Source organism: Verticiella sediminum (assembly GCF_007558815.1).
Classification (GTDB): domain Bacteria; phylum Pseudomonadota; class Gammaproteobacteria; order Burkholderiales; family Burkholderiaceae_B; genus Verticiella; species Verticiella sediminum.
On the sequence record NZ_VLTJ01000042.1, the window covers coordinates 94,505 to 117,721 of the forward strand.

22 protein-coding genes are annotated in these 23,217 nt (G+C 70.4%); 13 read left to right on the forward strand and 9 right to left on the reverse strand.

The features are described from left to right. The first annotated feature begins 67 nt into the window (after nt 1-67). The 5 genes from FOZ76_RS24700 to FOZ76_RS24720 all read left to right on the forward strand — a co-directional run bounded on the left by FOZ76_RS24700 (nt 68) and on the right by FOZ76_RS24720 (nt 6,953). On the forward strand, nt 68-1,936 hold the full coding sequence (locus FOZ76_RS24700) for a potassium transporter Kup (RefSeq protein WP_143950955.1): 1,869 nt from the start codon (nt 68-70) through the stop codon (nt 1,934-1,936). Continuing rightward, nucleotides 1,933-2,826, forward strand: coding sequence for an NAD-dependent protein deacetylase (locus tag FOZ76_RS24705; RefSeq protein WP_143950956.1), 894 nt, complete (start codon nt 1,933-1,935; stop codon nt 2,824-2,826). Before FOZ76_RS24700 ends, FOZ76_RS24705 begins: the two co-directional genes overlap by 4 nt. 254 nt (nt 2,827-3,080) lie before the next feature. Then, a complete protein-coding gene (locus FOZ76_RS24710) occupies nt 3,081-3,347 on the forward strand; it encodes a type B 50S ribosomal protein L31 (RefSeq protein WP_143950957.1) in 267 nt (88 codons plus the stop codon). A 407-nt stretch (nt 3,348-3,754) separates the two neighbouring features. After that, nucleotides 3,755-5,428: a glycosyltransferase gene (locus FOZ76_RS24715; RefSeq protein ID WP_143950958.1), complete on the forward strand. Its 1,674-nt coding sequence runs from the start codon at nt 3,755-3,757 to the stop codon at nt 5,426-5,428. A gap of 73 nt (nt 5,429-5,501) precedes the next feature. Continuing rightward, the gene (locus tag FOZ76_RS24720; protein WP_143950959.1) at nt 5,502-6,953 is read left to right on the forward strand and encodes an MATE family efflux transporter; all 1,452 of its coding nucleotides are present in this window, start codon (nt 5,502-5,504) and stop codon (nt 6,951-6,953) included. Here the strand turns inward: FOZ76_RS24720 and orn are convergent. Further along, nucleotides 6,943-7,488, reverse strand: coding sequence for an oligoribonuclease (gene orn / locus FOZ76_RS24725; RefSeq protein WP_143950960.1), 546 nt, complete (start codon nt 7,486-7,488; stop codon nt 6,943-6,945). The genes FOZ76_RS24720 and orn overlap by 11 nt on opposite strands. A 155-nt stretch (nt 7,489-7,643) precedes the next feature. Between orn and FOZ76_RS24730 the strand changes: the two genes are divergently transcribed. The 4 genes from FOZ76_RS24730 to bktB are packed head-to-tail and all read left to right on the forward strand — an operon-like array spanning nt 7,644 to nt 11,398. Then, a complete protein-coding gene (locus FOZ76_RS24730; protein WP_143950961.1) occupies nt 7,644-8,897 on the forward strand; it encodes a M48 family metallopeptidase in 1,254 nt (417 codons plus the stop codon). After that, nucleotides 8,894-9,244, forward strand: a complete 351-nt coding sequence (locus FOZ76_RS24735; protein WP_211366497.1) for a 4a-hydroxytetrahydrobiopterin dehydratase — start codon at nt 8,894-8,896, stop codon at nt 9,242-9,244. Before FOZ76_RS24730 ends, FOZ76_RS24735 begins: the two co-directional genes overlap by 4 nt. Then, the gene (gene rsgA, locus FOZ76_RS24740; protein WP_246129757.1) at nt 9,241-10,173 is read left to right on the forward strand and encodes a ribosome small subunit-dependent GTPase A; all 933 of its coding nucleotides are present in this window, start codon (nt 9,241-9,243) and stop codon (nt 10,171-10,173) included. Before FOZ76_RS24735 ends, rsgA begins: the two co-directional genes overlap by 4 nt. Before the next feature lie 40 nt (nt 10,174-10,213). Beyond that, nucleotides 10,214-11,398: a beta-ketothiolase BktB gene (gene bktB, locus FOZ76_RS24745; protein ID WP_143951264.1), complete on the forward strand. Its 1,185-nt coding sequence runs from the start codon at nt 10,214-10,216 to the stop codon at nt 11,396-11,398. 204 nt (nt 11,399-11,602) lie between these two features. Here bktB and FOZ76_RS24750 read toward each other — a convergent pair whose 3' ends face one another. Beyond that, entirely contained in the window at nt 11,603-12,307 is a 705-nt protein-coding gene (locus tag FOZ76_RS24750; RefSeq protein ID WP_170235622.1) for a copper resistance protein NlpE N-terminal domain-containing protein, read from the reverse strand. Nucleotides 12,308-12,335: 28 nt separating this feature from the next. On the opposite strand from FOZ76_RS24750, the gene FOZ76_RS24755 reads away from it, so the two are divergent. The 3 genes from FOZ76_RS24755 (at nt 12,336) to zapD (ending at nt 15,044) form a co-directional block, all read left to right on the forward strand. After that, nucleotides 12,336-13,214, forward strand: coding sequence for a prepilin peptidase (locus FOZ76_RS24755; RefSeq protein ID WP_143950963.1), 879 nt, complete (start codon nt 12,336-12,338; stop codon nt 13,212-13,214). Nucleotides 13,215-13,248: 34 nt separating this feature from the next. Further along, nucleotides 13,249-13,920: a dephospho-CoA kinase gene (gene coaE / locus FOZ76_RS24760; protein ID WP_143950964.1), complete on the forward strand. Its 672-nt coding sequence runs from the start codon at nt 13,249-13,251 to the stop codon at nt 13,918-13,920. Nucleotides 13,921-14,276: 356 nt separating this feature from the next. Beyond that, nucleotides 14,277-15,044 carry a cell division protein ZapD gene (gene zapD / locus FOZ76_RS24765; protein WP_143950965.1) on the forward strand — a complete coding sequence of 256 codons (768 nt, stop codon included), beginning with the start codon at nt 14,277-14,279 and terminating at the stop codon, nt 15,042-15,044. Here the strand turns inward: zapD and FOZ76_RS24770 are convergent. From FOZ76_RS24770 to thiD, 7 genes are all read right to left on the reverse strand, one after another. Next, entirely contained in the window at nt 15,002-16,642 is a 1,641-nt protein-coding gene (locus tag FOZ76_RS24770; RefSeq protein ID WP_170235623.1) for a methyl-accepting chemotaxis protein, read from the reverse strand. The genes zapD and FOZ76_RS24770 overlap by 43 nt on opposite strands. Nucleotides 16,643-16,718: 76 nt before the next feature. Continuing rightward, on the reverse strand, nt 16,719-17,729 hold the full coding sequence (locus FOZ76_RS24775; protein WP_143950967.1) for a Nudix family hydrolase: 1,011 nt from the start codon (nt 17,727-17,729) through the stop codon (nt 16,719-16,721). Further along, entirely contained in the window at nt 17,719-18,561 is an 843-nt protein-coding gene (locus FOZ76_RS24780; protein WP_425473352.1) for an ATP-binding protein, read from the reverse strand. The genes FOZ76_RS24775 and FOZ76_RS24780 overlap by 11 nt, the downstream gene beginning before the upstream one ends. A 91-nt stretch (nt 18,562-18,652) precedes the next feature. Next, nucleotides 18,653-19,882 carry a bifunctional glutamate N-acetyltransferase/amino-acid acetyltransferase ArgJ gene (argJ, locus tag FOZ76_RS24785; protein ID WP_143950969.1) on the reverse strand — a complete coding sequence of 410 codons (1,230 nt, stop codon included), beginning with the start codon at nt 19,880-19,882 and terminating at the stop codon, nt 18,653-18,655. A 41-nt stretch (nt 19,883-19,923) separates the two neighbouring features. Further along, entirely contained in the window at nt 19,924-21,210 is a 1,287-nt protein-coding gene (hemL, locus tag FOZ76_RS24790; protein ID WP_143950970.1) for a glutamate-1-semialdehyde 2,1-aminomutase, read from the reverse strand. An 87-nt stretch (nt 21,211-21,297) separates the two neighbouring features. Next, a complete protein-coding gene (gene thiE / locus FOZ76_RS24795) occupies nt 21,298-22,035 on the reverse strand; it encodes a thiamine phosphate synthase (protein ID WP_143950971.1) in 738 nt (245 codons plus the stop codon). Next, on the reverse strand, nt 22,032-22,898 hold the full coding sequence (thiD, locus tag FOZ76_RS24800) for a bifunctional hydroxymethylpyrimidine kinase/phosphomethylpyrimidine kinase (protein WP_281283035.1): 867 nt from the start codon (nt 22,896-22,898) through the stop codon (nt 22,032-22,034). The genes thiE and thiD overlap by 4 nt, the downstream gene beginning before the upstream one ends. Nucleotides 22,899-23,005: 107 nt before the next feature. Between thiD and FOZ76_RS24805 the strand changes: the two genes are divergently transcribed. Further along, nucleotides 23,006-23,170, forward strand: coding sequence for a rubredoxin (locus FOZ76_RS24805; RefSeq protein ID WP_143950973.1), 165 nt, complete (start codon nt 23,006-23,008; stop codon nt 23,168-23,170). Nucleotides 23,171-23,217 lie beyond the last annotated feature (47 nt).

A 23,217-nucleotide genomic window follows, 5' to 3' on the forward strand; every position in this document is an offset into this window, starting at 1 on the left:
AAGCGCGCCCATTTGCTGGCCGCGCAAGGCACAATAGCGCATCCCCCCGAGCCCGCGTACGCGCACCGTGTCCTCCGCCAGAATCAGCCTGCCGGCCCTCACCCTGGGCGCACTCGGCGTCGTCTATGGCGACATCGGCACCAGCGTGCTGTATGCCACCAAGGAGGTCTTCGGCCAGGGACACGTCGCCATGACCACGGCAAATGTCTATGGGATCTCCTCGCTGATCTTCTGGACGCTCACGGTCATCGTGTCGATCAAGTACGTGCTGCTCGTGCTGCGCGCGGACAACGCCGGCGAGGGGGGGCTGGTCGCGATGCTCGCGCTCGCCTCGCAGGCGGTCGTCGACAAGCCGGGGCTGCGCCGCTGGCTGCTCGCGCTCGGCATCTTCGGCACCTCGCTGTTCTATGGCGACGGCGTGATCACCCCGGCCATCTCGGTGCTCTCGGCCATCGAGGGGCTGGAAGTGATCTCGCCGGCGCTCGCGCCCTACGTGCTGCCCGCCACGCTGCTCGTGCTGTTCCTGCTCTTCGCCATGCAGAAGCGGGGCACCGGCGGCATCGGGCGGCTGTTCGGGCCCGTCACGCTGGTGTGGTTCGGCGTCATCGCCCTGCTCGGCGCAAACCAGATCCTGCGCCATCCCGAGATCCTCGCGGCGCTGCTGCCCACGTACGCGCTCGGCTTCATCCTCGAGAACCCCGGCACCACCTTCATCATCCTGGGCGCGACCGTGCTCTGCGTGACGGGCGCCGAAGCGCTCTACGCCGACCTCGGGCACTTCGGCAAGCGGCCGATCCGCCTCGCCTGGTATCTGGTCGTGATGCCCGCGCTCACGCTCAACTACTTCGGCCAGGGGGCGCTGCTGCTCGAAGATCCGCAGGCTATCCGCAACCCGTTCTACCTGATGGTGCCCGCATGGGGCGTGATCCCCCTGGTGGTCCTGGCCACGGCGGCCACGGTGATCGCCTCGCAGGCACTCATCACCGGGGCGTTCAGCGTGACCCGCCAGGTGATCCAGCTCGGCTACCTGCCGCGCCTGCACGTGCAGTACACCAGCGCCGAGCATGCCGGGCGCATCTACATTCCCGCGGTGAACTGGTCGCTTTTCGTGGCGATCGCCTTCGCCGTGGTGCTGTTCGGCAGTTCGAGCAGGCTCGCCGGCGCCTACGGCATCGCGGTCACGCTGGACATGCTGATCACGACCATCCTCACCTTCTTCGTGCTGCGCTATGCCTGGCGCTATCCGCTCGTGCTGTGCGTGTTCGCCACCGGCGTCTTCTTCGTCATCGACGCCCTGTTCTTCGCCTCCAACCTGCTCAAGCTGTTCGACGGCGGCTGGTTCCCCCTGCTGATCGGAGCCAGCATGTTCCTGCTCATGATGACCTGGTGCCGAGGCCGCCAGCTCGTCGCGCAGGCCCAGCAGGCGCATGCCATTGCGCTTCCCGCCTTCCTCGACTCGGTCTTCCAGCACCCGCCCGAACGCGTGCCCGGCACCGCGGTCTTCATGACCGCCAACGCCGGCACGGTGCCCGACGCCCTGCTGCACAATCTGAAGCACAACAAGGTGCTGCACGAGAACAACCTGTTCGTCACCCTGGTGCCGCACGAGGTGCCGCGCATACCGCCCGAGCAGCGGCTGTACGCCAGCGCCCTCGGCAATCGCTGCTGGGAATTGCAGGTGCATACAGGGTTTACCGACGATCTGGACCTGGCCGCGACCATCGAGCGCGCCGGCCTGCCCGGCTGCCGGCTCGACGCGATGACGACCAGCTACTTCCTGTCGCGCGTCATCGTCGTATCCACGCCGGGCGCGGGCATGGCGCCGTGGCGCGAGAAACTCTTCGTGCAGATGCATCGCAACGCCAGCGACGCCGCCGACTTCCTGCACCTGCCCGCGAATGCGGTGGTCGAGCTGGGCGGCAAGGTGGAGATATGAGCCGGGTTTCCGCAACAGGTACCGCGCATTCGTTTGCGCATGACGCAAACCCAACGGCAGCATCCCTGCTCGCCTTCGTGCAACGCCACCCGCGGCTGCTGGTACTCACCGGCGCGGGCTGCAGCACCGACTCGGGCATCCCGGACTACCGCGACGCCGACGGCGCCTGGAAACGTCCCCGGCCGGTGGACCATCGCGATTTCGTCGCCGACCCGGCGGTGCGCCGGCGCTACTGGGCGCGCAGCCTGATCGGCTGGCGCCACTTCGGCGCGGCGCGGCCCAATGCCGCGCACCTCGCCCTGGCGCGCCTGGAGGCGCTCGGCCATGTCGCCCGGCTGGTCACCCAGAACGTGGACGGCCTGCACGCGGCCGCGGGCAGCCGGGCGGTGATCGACCTGCATGGCCGCCTGGACCAGGTCGTGTGCCTGGACTGCGGCCATCGGCTGCCGCGCGCGGTATTCCAGCGGGCGCTGGCCGACGCCAACCCCGCGTGGGCCAGCGCGCAGGCCGCGCCGGCGCCCGATGGGGATGCCGAGCTGGACGGTGCCGACTTCTCGGCGTTCACCGTGCCGGCCTGCAGCCGCTGCGGCGGGCGGCTCAAGCCCGACGTGGTGTTCTTCGGCGACAACGTTCCCCTTGCGCGGGTGCGCGCCGCCACGGATGCGCTCGCGCAGGCCGATGCCCTGCTGGTGGTGGGCTCGTCGCTGATGGTCTATTCGGGTTTCCGGTTCGCGCGTAAGGCCGCCGAGCGCGGCCAGGCGATCGCCATCCTGAACCGGGGCCGCACCCGCGCCGACGCGCTCGCCACGCTCAAGCTCGATGCCGCCGTGGCGCCGGCGCTGACGGCACTGGTGCAGGGCCTGGCATCCACCGGCACGGCCGGCCTGTGAGCGTTCGCGCCCGATGCGGCCCCGGCCAGGCGCGACAGTTGCCAGACGTGCCGATTTGAGTCATAATTTCGTGTTCATCGGGCCAGAGGCAGCAGCCCTTTACCTTTGACCCAGGCGGGCAGCCAGCCCTTTTTTGGCAGGGCCCACAACAACAGGGCCCAGCCCGCCAGCGTCCGACAGCCATTGCCCGCCCGGCACCCCGGTGCGGGGCGTGGCGCGGGTAAACCCAGGAAATATTTCAAGGAATACGCGCCATGAAAGAAGGCATCCATCCTGACTACCGCGAAGTCGTCTTCCTCGACGTGCAGACCGGTTCCAAAGTCATCTCTCGTTCCACGCTCCACACCCGTGAAACCATCGAAGTCGACGGCAAGAGCTACCCGCTCTTCAAGTGCGACGTGACGTCCGAATCGCACCCGTTCTACACCGGCGCGCAGACGCGCATCGTGGAGACCGGCCGCGTGGAGAAGTTCCGCCAGCGCTTCGCCCGCACCACCGGCGCCGCCGCCGCCGCGAAGTAATTCGCCGCCGCGTCCGCTCGAGCGGGCATCACGGCTACGCAAAAAAGGCAGCCTCGGCTGCCTTTTTTGCCGTCGGGCCATCCCAAAGCCGCTGTTCGGATCGCCGTGCTCCCCCCGTCGCGGCGCCCGGCGGCGCGACTTCCCGGGCCGCCGCCGGGCGCGCACCACGCTCGTGCATTGCTCCCGCGGCCGGCGCATCCGTCCCGACCACCGAGCGGCGTGCCCCCAGGGGATCTTCGGCGTTCAAGCGCGCATCGTCGCCTTTTCGCCGCCGTCGCGCCGCCGCAAGGCCGAACCGGCTTTTGCTTCATAATGCGCTGTCCCGGTGCGCACGCACCATGAACGATCCAAGCTATCGCTGACCCGTGCCTGTCCTCGCTTCCGCTGTACGCGCCACGCCGGCGCGGATGACGGCGCCCGCCGCCGCCAAGCTCTCGCGCCCCGTACTGCTGGGCGTCTGCCTGGTCTACATCCTCTTCGGCCTGTTCGGGCGCGACCCCTGGAAGACGGACGACGTGATCGGGATGGCGCAGATGTGGAGCGCGGTCCACCTGCAGGGCGAAGCCTGGCTGCTGCCGCAGGTCGCGGGCATCACCGCGACCGCCAACGGCCCGCTGGCGATGTGGGCGGGCGCCGGCGCCATGTGGCTGCTGGGCCCGTGGATCGGCGAGATCAACGCGGCGCGCCTGCCCAATCTGCTCTGGTTCGCGATCACCACCAGTTCGGTGTGGTACGGCACCTACCTGCTCGGCCGGCGCAGCGAGGCCCAGCCGCTGGCCCTGCCCTTCGGCGGCCAGCCGGCGCCTTCCGACTACGGCCGCATGCTCGCGGATGCCGCGCTGCTGCTGCTCATCGCCACGCTCGGCCTGACCTGGCGCACGCACGAGACCTCGGTCATCCCGGCGGCGGTCGCCTGCCAGGCGCTGGCCTTCTATTCTGTCGCGCGCATGCTCGACCGGCCCTGGCTGGGCGCGGCCACGCTCGGGCTCGCCCTCGCGGGCGCGGTCCTGACGCGCGGCGGCGCCACCCTGCTGCCGCTGCTCGCGGCGCTGCCCTTCGCCCTGCCCGCCACCGGCTGGCGCGGCGTGCGCGCCGCCCTCCTGCTCGCCGCGCCGCTCGCGGTGCTGCTGGTGGCGGCGTGGTGGATGCCCGCGCTCGACACCAGCCTGTACTGGATGCAGGGCTGGTACAACTGGCACACCAGCTTCTTCGGCCTGCCCACGCTCGACGGCACCGCCAGCGCCCTGCGCAACGCGCCCTGGTTCCTGTGGCCGCTGTGGCCGCTCGCCCTGCTCGCGCTGGTGCGCTGGCGCGGCTGGTATGGCGCGGCCCACCTGCGCGTGCCGCTGGCGTTCGGCGGCGGCGCGCTGCTGATGCTGCTCGTCACCCACCACCCCGGCGAAGCCGAACTGCTGGGAATGGTCGTGCCGACCGCGATGCTGAGCGCGCTCGCCCTGCCCACGCTGCGGCGCGGCCAGGTGAACTGGTTGGACTGGTTCGCGGTGATGGCCTTCTCGGTCGCCGCCTTTCTGGTGTGGTTCGGCTGGACCACCGCGCTGTCGGGCTGGCCGAACCAGATCGCCAATAATATCGAGCGCCAGACGCCGGGCTTTCAGATGCAGTTCGTCTGGCTCGCCGTGCTCGGCGCGCTGCTGGCCACGGCCGCGTGGGTCGCGCTGATCACCTGGCGGCTGCGCGTGCATCCTGCGGCGCTCTGGCGCGGCTCGATGCTCTCGGCCGGCGGGGTGCTGGTGACGTGGGTCCTGCTGAATCTGCTGTGGCTCGCGCCGATCGACTATGCGCGCAGCTATCGCCCGGTGGCGAACGCCATCGCGCAGACGCTGGCCGAGCAGGGGCCCGGCGAATGCGTGCGCACGCGCGGCCTGAACCTCGCCCAGCGCGCCTCGTTCGCGGTGCTGGGCGGGCTGGTGTTCAGCTTCGACGGCGCCTGCCGCCTCGTCGTGCAGCAGACCGACCAGGACGAACTGCCCGAACTGCGCGCCGACGAAACCCTGCTCTGGGAAGGCGCGCGCCCGGCCGACCGCCAGGAATGGTATCGGGTGATCCGGGTCTCGCCCTGAACGGGGGCCCCGGCTCCGCGCGCCGCCGAAGGACCCGTCCGCCGCGCCCCACCGCCCCACGGATGCAAACATCATGAGCACCAGCACGCAGAGCGACGCGCTGCAGACGCCGCCTTCCGATGCCGACGGCCTGGGCCGCCTGGCCCGCCGCCTGGTCGGCCAGGCCTGGCCGGTGATGATCGGGCAATGGGCGGGCATCGCCTTCGGCGTGCTCGACACGAGCATGACCGGGCACGCCTCGCCGGAGGACCTGGCCGCGATGGCCCTGGCCGTGGCGATCAACATCACGGTCTTCGTCGGCCTGATGGGCGTGGTGCACGCACTGATTCCGATCCTTGCCCAGCGCCTGGGCGCCGGCCGCCTCGAGGACGTGGGCAGCGGCTGGGGACAGGGCGTCTGGCTCGCGCTGTTCCTGTCGGCCTTCGGGGTGGCCGTGCTGCTGTTTCCCGACCCGCTGCTCGCCCTCTCGGGCGACATCGAGCCCGCGGTCCGGACGCGCATCGACGGCTACCTGATCGCGCTCGCCTTCGCCCTGCCCGCGGCCCTGGTGTTCCGCGCCATGTATGCGCTGGGCGCCGCCGTCTCGCGGCCCAAGGTCATCATGCGCATCATGCTGGTGGGTGTGGCGCTCAAGGCCTTCTTCAACTGGGTGCTGATCTTCGGCAAGTTCGGGCTGCCGGCGTTCGGCGCCGTGGGCGCGGGCATGGCCACCGCCCTGGTGTTCTGGGCGAGCGTGGTGCTGGCGGGGCTGGTGCTGCGCCACGACGCCTACTTCCGGCGCTTTCGGCTGCGCCTGGGCCGCCCGCGCTGGGCCGACCAGCGCGAGCTGCTGCGCCTGGGGCTGCCCATGGGCGCGTCCTACCTCATCGAGGTGATGGCCTTCACCTTCATGGCGCTGATGGTGGCGCGCAGCGGTATCGCCGCGACGGGTGCCCACCAGATCACGGCCAATCTGGCCGCGCTGTGCTACATGGCGCCGATGGCGCTGGGCATCGCCACCTCGGCGCAGGCGGCCCAGGCGCTGGGCGCGCATCAATGGGACGCGGCGCGGCGCCTCGGGCAGGCGGGGTTCCTGCTGATCGTCGGCGAAGTGGCGATCACGGTGGCGATCCTGCTCGGCGCGCGCGAGCACATCGTCGGGTTCTACACCGACAGCGTGGACGTGGCGGTTCTGGCGGTGCCCCTGCTGGTGGTGCTGCCGCTGTTCCACCTGGCCGACGCCCTGCATGCGATGACGCTGTACCTGCTGCGCGCCTACCGGATCGCGATCGTGCCGATGCTGCTGCAGGCGGTGGCGCTGGGCCTCGTCGGGCTGGTGGGCGGCTGGTATCTGGCCTATGGGCCGGGCGCGGGCGGGCTCGCGCCGGTGATCGCGCGCATCGCGCCGGACGCGCCGGCCGGCGCAGCGGCACTGTGGCTGATGGCGACGACGGGCCTGATGCTGTCCTGCGCGCTGATGCAGCCGGTGTACTGGCGGGCCCTGCGGCGCACGCGGGGCGCGGCCGCCGCGGCGTCTACACCTTGATGAAGTGCTCGCGGTAGTACTTCAGCTCCTCGATGGAGTCGTAGACGTCCGACAGGGCCTCGTGCTTGGACTGCTTGGTGAAGTTGCGGTAGATCTCCGGCTTCCAGCGGCGGCAGAGTTCCTTGAGGGTGCTGACGTCGAGGTTGCGGTAGTGAAAGAACTGCTCCAGGCGCGGCATGTAGCGCACCATGAAGCGGCGATCCTGGCCGATGGTGTTGCCGCACAGGGGCGACTTGCCGGCGGGAACGTACTGCCTGAGAAAGGCGAGCAACTGCTCCTCGGCTTCGGCTTCGGTGAGGGTGGACGCCTTCACCTTGTCGATCAGGCCGCTCTTGCCATGGGTGGACTTGTTCCAGCTATCCATGCCGTCGAGCAGTTCGTCAGGCTGGTGCACGACCAGCACCGGGCCTTCGGCGACGGTTTCCAGAAAGGCGTCGGTAACCACCACGGCGACCTCGAGGATGCGCTCGCGCTCGGGATCGAGCCCGCTCATCTCCATGTCCAGCCACACCAGATGGTTTTCGTTCGGGACCATATAATCAGACTCCGGCAATTGACCCGGCGGCGCGCCGGCGCCCGGCGCCCCCGGGGGGCCGCCCCGGATGCCGCCTCGCCTGGCATGGCGGCCCCGCCGCAAAGCGGCTCATTTTCGCACACCCGGCCCGCGCGCCCGGGCCGGGCTACTGGTCTATGACATTCACACTTCTTTTCGTCGCCGTGCTGATCCTCGGCGTCATGGTGCGCCTGTGGCTCTCGCTGCGGCAGATTCGCCACGTGGCCCGCCACCGGGCCGCCGTGCCGCCGGTGTTCGCGCACCGCATCGGCCTGCGCAGCCACCAGCGCGCGGCCGACTACACGGCCGCGCGGGTGCGCCTGGGCATGCTCGAGACAGTGGTCGACGCCGCCGTGCTGGTCGGCCTGACGCTGCTGGGCGGGCTGCAGTGGCTGGCGGTGGTCTCCTATGGGTTGCCCGGCGGCGAACTGGCGCGCCAGATGGCCCTGATCGTCGCCGTGGTCGCCGTGCTCGGCGCCGTCGGCCTGCCCTTCACGATCTACCGCCAGTTCCGGCTCGAAGCCCGCTTCGGGTTCAACCGCATGACGCCGCGCCTGTTCGTGGCCGATCTCGCCAAGGGCGTGCTGCTCGGCGCGGTGCTGGGCCTGCCCCTGCTCGCCGTGATCCTCTGGCTGATGGACAGCGCAGGCGCCTACTGGTGGCTCTGGGTCTGGGCCGTGTGGGCACTCTTCAACCTGGCGGTGCTGTGGCTTTTTCCGACGGTCATCGCGCCGATGTTCAACAAGTTCACGCCGCTGCAGGACGCCGAGCTGGCCGGCCGCATCCGGAGCCTGGCCGAACGCTGCGGCTTCTCGCTGCAAGGCCTGTTCGTGATGGACGGCTCCAAGCGCTCGGCGCACGGCAACGCCTATTTCACGGGCTTTGGCCGCGCCAAGCGGATCGTGTTCTTCGACACCCTGCTCTCGCGCCTGAATGCGGACGAAGTCGAGGCGGTGCTCGCCCACGAACTGGGACACTTCAAGCACCGGCACATCCTCAAGCGCATCGTCATGAACTTCGCCGTGTCGCTGGGCTTTCTGGTACTGCTCGGCTGGCTGGCGCAGCGCCCCTGGTTCTACACCGGGCTGGGCGTGGAGCCCAACCTGGTCGGTTCGAACAGCGCGCTCGCCCTGATCCTGTTCATGCTGACGATGCCGGTCTTCACCTTCCTGCTCACCCCGCTCACGAGCTGGTTCTCGCGCCGCGACGAGTTCGAGGCGGACCGCTACGCCGCCGACCAGACCGACGCTTCCCGCCTGGTTTCGGCCCTGGTCAAGCTGTACGATGACAACGCCGCCACGCTGACGCCGGACCCGGCGCATTCGGCGTTCTACGATAGCCATCCCCCGGCCGCCGTTCGCATCGGCCGACTCACGCCCAGCCATCCATGACCCAGAACACCCCGCTCACGCTCGAACAGCTCCGCGCCGCCCACTGCCGGCACATGAACCCGCAGGATCAGCTCTCGGACGCGCAGATCCAGGCGCAACTGCAGGTACTGCCCGACTGGCGCTACGCGCACGGCAAGCTGCGGCGCACCTACGTGTTCAAGAACTATCACGAGACCATGGCCTTCGTGAACGCGATCGCCTGGGTCATCCATCGCGAAGACCACCATCCCGAACTGACCGTCACCTACGACCGGGTGGCGGCGGCCTTCGACACCCACTCGGCCAACGGGATCTCGCTCAACGACTTCATCGCCGCGGCCCACCTGGATCAGGTGTACGGCGGGTGAGCGGGCGCGCGAAGGCCGCCCTGCAGGAAGGCTGGGTGGTCTCGGCGCACGGGCGCCACTACGGGGTCGAGTTGGCCGACGGCAGCGTGCGCCAGAGCTATCCGCGCGGCAAGAAGGCCCAGGCCGCCGTCGGCGATCGGGTGCGCATCAGCCTGCAGGGCGACAACGAAGGCGCCATCGAGGCCGTGCTGCCGCGCCGCAACCTGCTTTTTCGCAGCGACCAGCAGCGCAGCAAGCAGTTTGCCGCCAATCTGGACACCCTGCTGCTGGTGGTCGCCACCGAGCCGGAGTTCTCGGCCGACCTGCTCGGCCGCTCGCTGGTCGCCGCGGCCAGCGCCGGGGTGCCGGCCACCATCCTGCTCAACAAGGTCGATCGGCCGGCGCGGCTCGCCGCCGCGCGCGAGCGGCTCGCGCGCTACCCCGAGATCGGCGTGCCGGTGCTCGAGCTTTCCGCGCTCGATGCCGAAGCGGCCCGCGCCCGCCTGGCGCCGGTGCTTGCCGGCAGGATCAGCCTGCTGCTGGGCCAGAGCGGCATGGGCAAGTCCACATTGCTCAACGCCCTGGTCCCCGAAGCCGGCGCGGCCACCCGCGAACACTCCGAGGCCCTGGGCACCGGGCGCCACACGACCACCAGCACGCGCCTGTATCATCTACCCGAAGCGCTCACCCGACCCGGGGCGCCAGGGCATCTGATCGACTCGCCCGGCTTCCAGGGTTTCGGCCTGGCCCATCTCTCGCGCGAGGACGTCGAACGCGGCTTTCCCGAGTTCGCGCCGTTCGCCGCGCAGTGCCGCTTCTACAACTGCACGCACCGGCACGAGCCGGGCTGTGCGGTGCTCGCGGCCCTGGAGACCGGGCGCATCGACACCGAGCGGCATGCGCTCTACATGCGCATCCTGGCCGAGAACGAAGCGGCCGAGCGCTATTGATTTCGCAGTTCAACGCGCAGCACCACAATATCAGGAGGACATCATGCGCGATGTATTCGTCGTGGCCGGCACCCGTACTGCCGTGGGAGATTTCGGCGGCAGCCTGAAGGACTTCTCGCCCACCCAACTGGGCGCGATGGTCGTCAAGGAGAGCCTGGCGCGCGCCGGCGTGGCGGGCGACGAAGTCCAGCACGTCGTGTTCGGCAACGTGATTCAGACCGAGCCGCGCGATATGTACGTGGCGCGCGTCGCGGCCATCGAGGGCGGCGTCTCCAAGGATGCGCCGGCCCTCACCGTCAACCGCCTGTGCGGCTCGGGCCTGCAGGCCATCGTCTCGGCCGCGCAGTCGATCCTGCTGGGCGACGCCGACATCGCCATCGGCGGCGGTGCGGAGAGCATGAGCCGCGCGCCCTACATCTCGAGCGCCACGCGCTTCGGTGCGCGCATGGGCGACGTCAAGATGCTCGACATGATGCTGGGCGCCCTGCACGACCCCTTTCACACCATCCACATGGGCGTGACCGCCGAGAACGTGGCCCGCGAGTACGGCATCAGCCGTGACGACCAGGACCGCCTCGCGCTCACCTCGCACCAGCGCGCCGCCGCGGCTCACGCTGCCGGTCACTTCAAGGAGCAGATCCTGCCGGTCACGCTCAAGACCCGCAAGGGCGAGGTGGTGTTCGACACCGACGAGCACGTGCGCGGCGACGTCAGCCTGGAGAGCCTGACCAAGCTCAGGCCGGTGTTCGCCAAGGAGAACGGCACGGTCACGGCCGGCAACGCCTCGGGGCTGAACGACGGCGCGGCCGCGGTGGTGCTCATGGACGGCGAGACGGTCGCGCGCCGCGGTGCCAAGCCGCTGGGCCGCCTGGTGGCCTATGCGCATGCCGGCGTGGAGCCGACCCTGATGGGCATCGGCCCGGTGCCGGCCACCCGCAAGGTGCTGGAAAAGGCCGGGCTGCGCGCCGAGCAGCTCGACGTGATCGAAGCCAACGAGGCCTTCGCCGCCCAGGCTTGCGCGGTCTCCAAAGAGCTCGGCCTGGACCCGGCCAAGGTCAACCCGAACGGCAGCGGCATTTCGATCGGCCACCCGATCGGCGCCACGGGTGCGCTCATCACCGTCAAGGCGCTGTACGAGCTGCAGCGCATCCAGGGCCGCTACGCCCTGGTGACGATGTGCATCGGCGGCGGCCAGGGCATCGCGGCGATCTTCGAGCGCGCCTGAGCCGTTGCGCGCTGGCCGCTGGGTGTTCCTGGCGGCAATCCCCCGGCCCCGCCCCGGACCGGGAAAGACCGGGCCTCGCTGGAGGCCGGTCTTCCGAAAAAGCAACACCCCGCCGTGGCGGGGTGTTGCTTTTCAGGCGTGCCGCAGTGCCGCCCGCACGGGCCGTGCGGGCCCATCAGTGGCGGCAGGCCGCACGCTGGCGGCTCAGACCGGGCAGCGCAGGCCCTGCGGTGCACCGCCCATGAGCTCCGGATCGGGTTGGCGCGTGAGCGTATAACGCAGCGCCGTGGGACTGTCCTCGGGCGAACGCACGAGCAGCGAATTGACCGAGGTCGCGTTGAACTCGGCCAGCGGGTTGCCATTGGCCAGTGTGAGCAGGAGCTGGCGCGGATTGTCGAAGCCGCGCGTCCAGCAGCCCTGCTGCTGGGTGGGCGCGCTCGCGCGGCCTGCGCCGTCGAGATAGCTGACGTTCGCGCGCCAGGTGCCGTTGGCGAACAGGGTCAGCACGGCGCGCTGCCCCTGGCAGCCCATGGCCGCGTCCTGGCAGGGCAGCACGCCGCGAAAGGTCTGCGCCTCGGCCGGGCGCGGAATGCGCAGGGCCTCCGGCGTATCGGCCGACTGCACCTGGCCGGCGCCCTGCTCCCAGCACGGGTCCAGCCAGTCGCGGCACACGCCGGCCTGCGGCTGGGTCAGGCCGCCCGTGGCGATGCGGATCTGCGAGGGCGCCATGCTGCGCGAGGCGCCCGACTGCTGCAGACGCTCGGCCTGGGCGCGCGTGACGGCCTCGGTGCTGTCCGGGTCCACGTAGGCGTTGGGCGCATAGTATTGGCAGGCGGCGAGCGTCGCCAGCGACATGGCACCCGCCAGGACTCGGGCAATGCGGGATTTTCCAGACAGCAGGGCGGGCATCGAAGGCGCTCCATAGTATTGTTCCGTCATGGAATCATACATTGGGATATCGCAGCCGCAGTTCGCCGGTTGGCTCTACGCGACCGCCATCGCAATGGGCCTGGTCATCGGCAGCTTCCTGAACGTCGTCATCGTGCGGCTGCCGCGCATGCTCGAGCGAGAATGGGCCGCAGCCTGCGCCGAGCTGCAGGCAGAGACCACCGCCGGCGCATCCGCCGCCGCGGCCGACGCGGCGCCTCCCTACGATCTCGCCCGGCCCCGCTCGCATTGCCCGGCCTGCGGCCACGGCCTCGCCTGGTACGAACTGGTGCCGGTGCTGAGCTGGCTGTGGCAGCGCGGGCGCTGCCGGCACTGCCGGGCCAGCGTGAGCGTGCAGTATCCGCTGGTCGAGCTTGCCTGCGCCGCGCTGTTCGCCGCCTGCGCCTGGCGCTTCGGCGCCACGCCGGCCATGCCGGCGGCGGCCGCGCTGTGCGCGGCGCTGCTCGCGCTCGCCGTGATCGATCTGCGCACCCTGCTGCTGCCCGACGCGATCACCCAGCCCCTGCTGTGGGCCGGGCTCGCACTGAACCTCACGCCGCACGGCTACGCCTCGCTCGAGGCCGCAGTGATCGGCGCCATGGCAGGCTACCTGGTGCTCTGGGTCATCGCGGTCGGCTTCCAGAAGCTCGTCGGCAAGGAAGGCATGGGCCAAGGCGACCTCAAGCTGCTGGCCGCGCTGGGCGCATGGTTCGGCTGGCCTGCGTTGCCCGGCATCATCCTGTATGCATCGGTGGCGGGGGCGGCGGTCGGCCTCGCGCTGCTCGGCCTGCGCCGCCTGCGGCGCGACCAGCCGCTGCCCTTCGGGCCGTTCCTCGCCGGCGCCGGGCTGCTCGCGCTGTTCCTGCCCGCCTGGCTGCGGCTATCCTGAGCCCTGCTCCATTCTCAGCCTTTTCCTGCCTACCATGACCACAGACACTGCCACCCCGTCCACCCGCCCCTGGCTGCGCATCGGCCTGACCGGAGGCATCGGCTCGGGCAAGACGCGGGTCGCCGACCAACTGGCTGCGCTGGGCGCGAGCGTGATCGACACCGATGCCATCGCCCACGCGCTCACGGCCCCGGGGGGCGCTGCCATCGAACCGCTGCGCGCCCTGTTCGGCGAGTGGGCGATCGATGCCGGCGGCGCGCTCGACCGCGCGGCCATGCGTGAGCGCGTGTTTCGCGACGCCGAGGCGCGCCGCCGCCTGGAAGGCCTGCTCCACCCCATGATCGGTGCCGCGGTGCAGCGCGAGGCCGAGGCCGCCCTCGGCTGGTACACGGTATTCGTCGTGCCGCTGCTGGTCGAGTCCGGACGCTGGCGCGAACGGGTCCATCGCATCTGCGTGGTCGATTGCGACGAAGCCACGCAGATCGCGCGCGTCGGCCAGCGCAGCGGCCTCACGCCCGACGCCGTGCAGCGCATCCTCGATGTGCAGGCGTTTCGCGACGAACGCCTCGCCGCAGCCGACGACGTCATCGTGAACGACGGCCAGACCACGCCCGAACAGTTGAGCGAACGGGTGGCCGCCCAGCATGCGCGCTGGATGGCCTTGCGCGATCAGCCGCCCTACGCGCCCGGCACGCCGCACGCCTAGCGTGAGTCACTCCCGCCTGAAGGCGGGAGCCTCCTCGCCACCCAACAGGGGCGCCTACGGCGCCAGGATGGACTTGCCTCGCTAGCCTCGCCGTCAACGGCGAGGCTAGCGCTTTGGCCCGTGGTCATCGCTTGTAGCGACTTGTCGCAGGCCTTGGCTTTGTCCGCCCCTGCTTGCTCGATACAATGCCCCGCTAAGGCTGGCTACCGCCGGCGCCCGCTGCGGCCGGCCCGTGAGTCGCTCCCGGCGCCAGGATGGGCTGGCCTCGCTAGCCCTCGCCCTGAACCCTGAAGGGCGAGGGCTAGCGCGTTGGCCCGTGGTCAGAACGACGTGCAGCAACGAAGCCCAGGACAGGCGTGATTCTCTACGAATACCCCTTCAACGAGCGCATACGCAACTTCTTGCGCCTGGAAGACCAGTTCGATCGGCTGCTCTTTTTCGTGCAGCAGGATGACGTACGGGCCCAGCATGCGGCGCTCGGCATCCTGTTCGAGATCAGCGACGCCATCATGCGCGGCGCCGGCCGCGCCGACGTGCGCACCGAACTGCTGCACGAGCTCGAACGGCAGCGGCACAGCCTGGCCGCCCTGCGCGAGCATCCGGGCGTGGACCGCAGCCTGCTCGACGCCACCGTCGAGCGCATCCAGGAAGCCGGCAACGAGCTCACCAACCACACCAAGCCCGCCGAGGCGCTGCGCCAGAACGAGTGGCTCGCCAGCCTGCGCAGCAGGCTGGTCATCCCCGGCGGCGTATGCGAATTCGACATGCCGTCGTACTACGCATGGCAGCAGCGGCCGGCCGAGGACAGGCGGGCCGACCTGCAGCGCTGGTGCGCGCCGCTCTGGCCGCTGCAGGATGCGCTCGATCTCACCCTGCGCCTGACCCGCCAGACCGGCGAGGTGGTGGACGCCGTCGCGCCGCAGGGCCTGTACCAGCAGGTGCCCAGCGGCAAGGCCTACCAGTTGCTGCAGGTGCGGCTGTCGGACGATGCCGTGTGCTTTCCCGAGATCAGCGCCAACAAGTATTCGATCTCCATCCGCTTCTCGACCCAGGACGGTCAGGACAAGCCCCAGCCCGTCGCCTACGACGTGCCGTTCAAGCTGACGCTCTGCACCAGCCTGTAGGCGCGCCCCGGCAGGTGCGCGGCGGGCGGCTGCGCATCGATGGCCGACGTCTGGCCGCCCTCGCGAAAAGCGGCGATCGCCTCGCGCAGCAGCGCGGCCTGGTGTTCGAGCCGGGCGGCGGCCTCGGCGGCTTCATCCACGCGCAAGGCGTTGCGCCGGGTGGCTTCGTCAATACGCTTGATCGCCGCGTTCACGTGGCCGATGTCGTGGGATTGCTGGGCCGCACCCTGGGCCAGCGCGCCCATCGACCCGGCCGTAGCGGCGGCGCCCTGCACCACCCCGGCCATGCTCTGGCGCACGGCCTCGGCCGAGCGTGCGCCCTGGTTCACGCTGGCGCGCGCCTCGCCCACCAATTGCCGCACCTGCGCGGCCGATTGCGTGCTCTGCGTGGCGAGTCGGCGCACCTCGTTGGCGAGCACGCCGAAACCCCGCCCTTCGCTGCCTGCGCGGGCCGCCTCGACGGCGGCATTGAGCGCCAGCAGATTGGTCTGCACCGAGATCTCGTCCATGACGTCGACCAGCTCGTCGATGCGGCGCGAGCGTTCGGCAATGGCGCCGATCGACTCGAGCAGGCGGCCGACGTCCGCGCCGCAGGCCTGGGCAGCATCGGCGACGCTCTGCGCCCGCTCGCGCGCCTCGCGGGCGTGTTCGGCATTCTCGTGCACGGTCAGGGCCAGCGATTGCACCGTCTGCGCGGTCTCGCGCAAGGCTTCAGCCTGCTGGCCGGTATGCGCGGCCAGATCGGCATTGTCGGTCGCCATGGTGACCGTGTGCGCGTCGATCTCGGTGACGCCATCGCGCACGGTGCGCACCATGCGGCGCAACTGCTGCTGCATGAGATTCAACTGGTCCTGCAGTGCGCCGATCTCGTTGCGGGAACCCGCGACCAGGGTCGTGGAGAGATCGCCGCGGGCGATGCGCAGCAGATGCGCGCCGGCCCAGTGCAGCGGACGCAGCACCATCCGGCCGATGAAAGCCTGACACGAGAGCGCGAGCGCGACGGCAAGCGCCAGCCCCGCGGCCATGGCCACGCGCGCGAGATCGACCGCGGCGCCCGCCGCGTCGACGGCCTGGGCACCCTGGGCGCGCAGCGCGGCCTGGAACCCCTCGACGGCCCGCAGGAAATCCGCCGCGCCCGAGGCGACCTGCTGCTGCTCGAGCTGCTGGGCGGCGATGCCGTTCCAATTCTCGATGGCTGCGCCCCAGGGACGCAGCCCCTGAGCGACCCATGCGCGGTAGGCGGCCAGCGCCCCGGCGGCCGGGCCGGTCTCGCCGTCGAGCATGGCCACGCGCTGGTCGGCCAGGTCGAGTTGCTCGTGCGCCTGGCGCAGCGCGGTGTCGCGCTCTGTATCCTGCCCACCCTCCATGTAGCCGCGGGCATCGGCCAAGTGCACGCGGGCGCGCAGCAGCGCGACGGTGGTATCGGACAGGGCGTTGGCCTGAGCGAGCTGTGCACTACCCAGCGTTTCGATACGCTCGTGCGTGAGCTGCTGCATCCACAGGCCGCCCGCGCCGGCGAGGGCGAACAGCACGACAAAGGCCCATAGCGCCGCCGCCACGACCGTGCGAACCCGCAGATTGCGGAAGAACGATGCCATATCCCGACTCCCGGCCACAGCGGCCTTTGAACGGCCGGAATTATGCCCGGTGGATATGGCAGACCCGTGACAGGCCCTAACCGCCCAGCTCGGCCAGCAGACGTATGCCCGCGATGCCATGGGCGCCTTGCCGTCGGGCCTCGTCGCGCGTGGCCAGGCCTTGCCCGCCCAGGGCGAACAAGGGCAGGCCGGCATGCTCACGCAGCGCCGCGAAGCGCGCCCAGCCGAGCGGCTCGGCCTGCGGGTGCGTGGGTGTGGCGAGCACCGGGCCCAGCACGGCGTAGCGAGCGCCCAGGGCGCGCGCCTGCGCGATCTGGTCTGCATCGTGCACTGAGGCCCCCAGCCAGGCGTGCGCGGCCAGGCCCTCGGGTCGTCCGAGGGCGAGGTCCGCGCTGCGCAGATGCAGCCCGTCGGCCTCGTTGGCCCAGGCGAGCGGATGCGCACTGTTGACCAGTACCCGGGCGCCCTGCGCGCGCGCAACGCCCAGCAGCGCCTGCAAGGCCGCGTGCAGCGAGGCCGCCTGCGGGCCTTCGGGCCAGTCGGGTTCGCGGAACTGGAACAACCGTACGCCGGCACGCAGCGCCCGTTCGACCCGGGCGAGATGGCCGGCCAACCCGGCGGGCGTACCGATACCGCCGATCACCAGCGTGTCGGGCACCTGCATCCAGGCCAGCGGGGGCAGCGTGGCGGGCAGCAATTGCCCCTCGCCCAGCCCGGCCTGCAGCACATCGATGTCCTGGCGCGGATCGACCCAGGCCAGGCGCTGGTTCTCCAGCCCGCGCGGTTCGCCGCGCCAGCCGGTGACGCGGCAGAATTCGAGCCGCACCGTGGCGTGCGAATAGGCGTGGACGTGGGTGATCCAGGGCGTGGCCTCGGTCACCTGGATGCCGAGCTCCTCGTCCAGTTCGCGCGCCAGCGCCGTCAGCGCATCCTCGCCCGGCTCGAGCTTGCCGCCGGGCAGCTCCCACCAGCCGGCGTAGGGCTTGCCTTGCGGCCGCTGGCCGAGCAGCAGCCGGCCCTCGCGATCGATGATCAGGCCGGCGGCGACTTCGACGAGCTTGGGTGCGGCGTTGGGCTCACTCGACATGGCGCGCCGCCCAATCCTTGGCGAACTGCCAGGCCACCCGGCCCGAACGCGAACCCCGTTCGAGCGCCCACTGCAGCGCAGGCATGCGCGCGGCTTCGATGCCCGACGCCGGGCAGCCCAGCTCGCGCAGCCAGTGGTGCACGATGTCCAGGTAGTCGTCCTGGCGGAACGGATAGAACGAGAGCCAGATGCCGAAGCGCTCGGACAACGAGATCTTCTCCTCGACCGTGTCGCCGGGGTGGATCTCGCCGTCGGGCTGGTGCCTGGTCTCGAGGTTCTCGCTCATGTATTCCGGCAGCAGGTGGCGCCGGTTGGACGTGGCGTAGATCAGCACGTTGCCGCTGGTCGCCGAGATCGAACCGTCGAGCACCGATTTCAGCGCCTTGTAGCCGCCTTCGCCTTCCTCGAACGAGAGATCGTCGCAGAACAGGATGTAGCGTTCCTCGCGGTCGGCGAGCAGGGCGACGATGTCGGTCAGGTCGGCCAGGTCTTCCTTGTCGACCTCGACCAGGCGCAGGCCCTGCCCCGCGTGGGCGGCCAGCATGGCCTTGACCAGCGAACTCTTGCCCGTGCCGCGCGCGCCCGTCATCAGCACGTTGTTGGCGGGCCGGCCCTTCAGGAACTGGAGCGTGTTGCGTTCGATGACGTCCTTCTGGCGATCGACGTGCTGCAGGTCGTCGAGCTCGATGCGGGCGACGTGGGCCACGGCTTCGAGCCAGCCGCGCGAGCCGCGGCGGCGCCAGCGGTAGGCGTGGGCGCTCCAGTCGATGGGCGGGGGAGCGGGCGGCAGCCAGGCTTCGAGCTGGGCGAGCACGCGGGCGGCCTGGGCCATCAGGGCGGGCAGGTCGGGAATCGAGGGGGATGAGGCGGTCTGTGACATGAAGGATGACGCGCGTCGCCGCCAGGGGCGTACGCGCGTAGGATCAGGAACGGTAGTCGGCGTTGATGCTCACGTAGTCGTGCGAGAAGTCGCAGGTGTAGACGGTCTCCTGCGCCTTGCCCCGGCCCAGCGCGATGCGCACCAGGATCTCGGGCTTTTGCATGACCTTCTGGCCGTCTTCCTCGCGATAGGTCGGGTTGCGGCCGCCGTCGCGGGCGACCCACTCGTCGTCCAGCCAAAGGTTGACCTTGTCCACGTCGAGATCCTCGATGCCGGCGTAGCCGATCGCCGCCAGGATGCGGCCGAGGTTGGGGTCGCTGGCATAGAACGCGGTCTTGACCAGGGGCGAGTGCGCCACCGCGTAGGCCACCTTCAGGGCTTCCTCGCTGTCGCCGGCCTCCTCGACACGGATGGTCATGAACTTGGTCGCCCCCTCGGCGTCGCGCACGATCTTCTGCGCCAGGTCGCGGGCGATCTCCACGAGCGCCGCGCGCAGGACCAGGAAGCCCTGGTGCGTCGGCCCGCTGATCTGAACGCCGCTCTGCCCGGTGGCCGCGATGATGAAGGAATCGTTGGTGGACGTGTCGCCATCGACCGTGATCCGGTTGAACGACTGGTCGGCGATGTCGCGGGTGAGCTGGGCGAGCAGCTCCCGGGGCACGCCGGCGTCGGTGGCCACGAAGCCGAGCATGGTCGCCATGTTCGGGCGGATCATGCCCGCGCCCTTGCTGACGCCGGTCACGGTGACCACCTTGCCGTCGATGTTCACGCGCAGCGACGACACCTTGGGCAGCGTGTCGGTGGTCATGATGCCGTGCGCGGCATTGAACCAGTTGTCCGGGCGCAGGTCGGCCACCGCATGCGGCAGGCCGGCGACGATGCGGTCCACGGGCAGCGGCTCCAGGATCACCCCGGTCGAGAACGGCAGCACCTGGCGCGGATCGAGCATCATCAGCTTGGCGAGCTCGGCGCACACCTCGCGGCAGGCGGCCAGACCGGGCGCGCCGGTGCCGGCGTTGGCATTGCCGGTGTTGATCACCAGCGCGCGGATGCCCTGGCCCGGGTCGGCGAGGTTCTCCTCGCACACCTGGACCGGCGCCGCGCGAAAGCGGTTGCGGGTGAAGACGCCCGCCACCGTGGTGCCGGGCTCGAAGCGAAAGACCGTGAGATCGCGGCGGTCGGCCTTGCGGATGCCGGCCTCGGCGACGCCGATGTCCACACCCGCCACCGGGAAGATGGCGCTCTCGTCGGGAATGTGCAGGTTCACAGCCATGAGGCTTTCCTTGTAGGTTCTAGGGTATGCGGGGCGCGCGCTCAGGCGCCCTTGACAGTGTGCAAGGCGTGTTCCGCGACGTCCAGCGTACGCGCGATCACGGCGTCGTCGTGGGTGATCGACACGAAGCCCGCCTCGTAGGCCGACGGAGCGAAATATACCCCCTGGGCGAGACAGGCCTGAAAGAAGACCTTGAAGGCCTCGATGTCGCTGCGGGTGACCTCGGCGTAGCTGGCGGGCACCCGCTCGCTGAAATAGAGGCCGAACATGCCGCCCACGGCATCGGCCGAGAACGGCACGCCGACCAGCTCGGCGCGCTCGCGCAGGCCGCGTACCAGTTTGTCGGTCTGTTCGCCCAGGCGCTCGTAGAAGCCGGGCGCGGCGATGAGCGCCAGCGTGGCGAGCCCGGCGGCCACGGCCACCGGGTTGCCCGACAGCGTGCCCGCCTGGTAGACCGGGCCGAGCGGGGCGACCTGGGCCATGATGTCCGCGCGCCCGCCGAAGGCGCCCACCGGCATGCCGCCGCCGATCACCTTGCCCAGCGTGACCAGGTCGGGGCGGATGCCCGTCAGGCCCTGCACGCCCTGCGGGCCGACGCGAAAGCCGGTCATGACCTCGTCGAAGATGAGCACGGCGCCGTGCTCGGTGCACAGCTCGCGCAGCCCTTCCAGGAAGCCCGGCGCGGGCTTGATGAGGTTCATGTTGCCGGGCATGGGCTCGACGATGACGCAGGCGATCTCCTCGCCCAGCTCGGCGAAGGTGCGGCGCACACCGTCCAGATCGTTGTAGTCGAGCACGACCGTGTGCGCGACGAACTCGGGCGGCACGCCCGCCGACGTCGGATTGCCGAAGGTGAGCAGGCCCGAACCCGCCTTGACCAGCAGGCTGTCGGCATGGCCGTGGTAACAGCCCTCGAACTTGATGAGCTTGGGCCGGCCGGTGTAGCCGCGCGCCAGGCGGATGGCGCTCATGGTGGCCTCGGTGCCGGAGCTGACCAGCCGCACCTGCTCGAGCGCGGGCAGGCGGGCGACCAGCGTTTCGGCCAGGACGATCTCGGCTTCGGTGGGCGCGCCGAACGACAGGCCGTCCACGGCTGCCTCCTGCACCGCGCGCACCACGTCGGGGTGCGCGTGGCCGAGGATCGCCGGGCCCCAGGAACCGACGTAGTCGATGTACTGGCGGCCCTCGGCATCCCAGACGTAGGGCCCGCTCGCGCGGCGGATGAACCGCGGCGTGCCGCCCACGGAACGAAAGGCCCGCACGGGGGAGTTCACGCCTCCCGGAATGGTCTTGCAGGCGCGGGCGAAAAGGTCGGCGTTGGTGGTCATGGCTATCGTGTCAGGTTGATGCCGGCGCGCAGCTCGCAGCGGCACGCGCCCGGCGAGCGGGCGAAAAAAGGGCCGGCAAGCGGCCCCTCAGCGCGGGGCCATGGCGGCCATGGTGGCGCGCGCCGCCGCCTCGACGTCGGCCGCTTCGAACAGGCCGGTGATGAGGGCAAGCGCGTCCGCGCCGGCCGCGGCGACCGGCGCGGCGTTGCCCGGCGTGATGCCGCCGATGGCGATGACGCCGACGCGGCGCGGCTGCCCGGCCGCGCGCGCCGCGTCCTCGCACAGGCGGCGCGCGGCGCGCAGGGTTTCGAGGCTCACGCGCACGGCACCGGGCTTGGTGGACGACGGATAGACCGCGCCCATGCCGACGCTGGCCGCGCCCGCATCGATGGCCGCGCGCACGCGGTCGAGCTCGTTGTAGCAGGACACGCCCACCACCATGCCCTCGTCGGCGAGCCGCCGCACGGTGGCCTGCTCGGCATCGTCGCGGCCCAGATGCACGCCATCGGCCTCGAGCTCGAGCGCGAGGCGCCAGTCGTCGTTGACGATGAAGGCGATGCCGTGCTGGCGGCAGGCCGCGCGCAGGCTGCGCCCCTGCGCCAGGCGCGCCGCGTCGTCCAGGTGCTTGCGGCGAAACTGCAGCGCCTGCATGCCGCCGCGCACGGCCTGCGCGATGGCGTCGAGCAGACGCGCGGTGTCGTCCCATTCGGGCGTGAGGCCATACAGGCCGACCACGCCCCGCACGGCCGGGTCGCGCAGGCCGAGCGGCGCGCTGGCCGTGCGGGCGCGGCCGCCGGCCGCCTCATGCGGCGGAGGTAGTGTCATGCTTCGTCCCCTTCGTCCTCTTCGTCTGCCTGGTCGGCATCGTCGTCGCTACTGCGCATCCAGAACATGCGATCGGGCATGGCGCGCCCCATGCCGGGCTGAAAGCCCGCCTCGAGCGCGCGCCGGGTGTATTGCTGGGCGTCGATGACCGCCTGGCGCAGCGTCTGCCCGCCGGCGAGCAGCGCGGCCAGCGCGGCCGACAGCGTGCTGCCCGCACCGGCGTAACTGCCGGGCAGCCGGCGCCAGGACCAGGCTTCGGCCTGTGGGTCCTCGCCGGCCAGCACGTTCACGGGCGACCCCCCGGCGTGCGGCACGCCGGTGACCAGCACGTGCTCGGGGCCGAGCGCGAGCAGCGTCTGCACCGCGTTGTCGCCTTCCGCCTTGCCGAGCAGGCCCTCGGTATGCCATTGCTCCAGGCGGCGATGATCGATCACCACCACGTCGGCCTGCGGCACGAGCAGCTCGCACAGGGCGACCACGGTGGCGTCGGCCAGCTCCTGGCCCTCCTCGCCGCGATCGACCGGGTCCATGCCCAGATGCAGCACCAGCGGCACGTCGGGATAGTCGGCCACCACCTGGGCCACGGCGCTCACCGATTCCGGGCTGTACAGATTGCCCACTTTGAAGCCGTGCACGGACATGTCTTCGAGCAGGCTGCGCGCCTGGTCGTCGATGAATTCCGGTGCGACCGCCTGGATGTCCTCGATGCCGGCGCTGTCCTGGATGGCGAGCGCGGTGAGCGCGGTGACGACATGGCAGCCGAGGCTTGCGCCCACGAGAATGTCCGCCTGCATGCCGCCGGCGCCGGAAGGGTCCGACGGGGCGAAGGAAAGAAGTACGGGGAAGGGCTTGGCGGGGTTCAAAGCAGCCGATTTAGTAAGATGCGGGTGTGGGGTTCGATGCAGCGACGCATACCAACGCGAGCGGCGCGCACCGTGACCCTCTAGTGTAAAACGTCAGCAGGAAAACCATGCGCACCTGGATGTGTCTAATTTGTGGCTGGATCTATGATGAGGCAGCGGGTCTGCCCGACGAGGGAATCGCACCGGGCACGCGCTGGGAGGACGTCCCTCCCAACTGGGTTTGCCCGGAATGCGGCGCCCGCAAGGAAGACTTCGAAATGGTGGAGATCTGACCCGGGTTTGAGCACACGAACCGGCAGCCGCCGGTGTGCACGGCTAC

Coding starts and splice junctions, on each gene's coding strand:
- FOZ76_RS24730 (WP_143950961.1), top strand. CDS start 7,644: ATGACATTCACACTTCTTTTCGTCGCCGTGCTGATCCTCGGCGTCATG.
- FOZ76_RS24780 (WP_425473352.1), bottom strand. CDS start 18,561: ATGGCCCAGGCCGCCCGCGTGCTCGCCCAGCTCGAAGCCTGGCTGCCG.
- FOZ76_RS24755 (WP_143950963.1), top strand. CDS start 12,336: ATGGAATCATACATTGGGATATCGCAGCCGCAGTTCGCCGGTTGGCTC.
- hemL (WP_143950970.1), bottom strand. CDS start 21,210: ATGACCACCAACGCCGACCTTTTCGCCCGCGCCTGCAAGACCATTCCG.
- FOZ76_RS24715 (WP_143950958.1), top strand. CDS start 3,755: ATGACGGCGCCCGCCGCCGCCAAGCTCTCGCGCCCCGTACTGCTGGGC.
- FOZ76_RS24735 (WP_211366497.1), top strand. CDS start 8,894: ATGACCCAGAACACCCCGCTCACGCTCGAACAGCTCCGCGCCGCCCAC.
- argJ (WP_143950969.1), bottom strand. CDS start 19,882: ATGGCTGTGAACCTGCACATTCCCGACGAGAGCGCCATCTTCCCGGTG.
- FOZ76_RS24805 (WP_143950973.1), top strand. CDS start 23,006: ATGCGCACCTGGATGTGTCTAATTTGTGGCTGGATCTATGATGAGGCA.
- FOZ76_RS24750 (WP_170235622.1), bottom strand. CDS start 12,307: ATGCCCGCCCTGCTGTCTGGAAAATCCCGCATTGCCCGAGTCCTGGCG.
- orn (WP_143950960.1), bottom strand. CDS start 7,488: ATGGTCCCGAACGAAAACCATCTGGTGTGGCTGGACATGGAGATGAGC.
- FOZ76_RS24720 (WP_143950959.1), top strand. CDS start 5,502: ATGAGCACCAGCACGCAGAGCGACGCGCTGCAGACGCCGCCTTCCGAT.
- thiE (WP_143950971.1), bottom strand. CDS start 22,035: ATGACACTACCTCCGCCGCATGAGGCGGCCGGCGGCCGCGCCCGCACG.
- coaE (WP_143950964.1), top strand. CDS start 13,249: ATGACCACAGACACTGCCACCCCGTCCACCCGCCCCTGGCTGCGCATC.
- FOZ76_RS24705 (WP_143950956.1), top strand. CDS start 1,933: ATGAGCCGGGTTTCCGCAACAGGTACCGCGCATTCGTTTGCGCATGAC.
- FOZ76_RS24770 (WP_170235623.1), bottom strand. CDS start 16,642: ATGGCATCGTTCTTCCGCAATCTGCGGGTTCGCACGGTCGTGGCGGCG.
- FOZ76_RS24710 (WP_143950957.1), top strand. CDS start 3,081: ATGAAAGAAGGCATCCATCCTGACTACCGCGAAGTCGTCTTCCTCGAC.
- FOZ76_RS24775 (WP_143950967.1), bottom strand. CDS start 17,729: ATGTCGAGTGAGCCCAACGCCGCACCCAAGCTCGTCGAAGTCGCCGCC.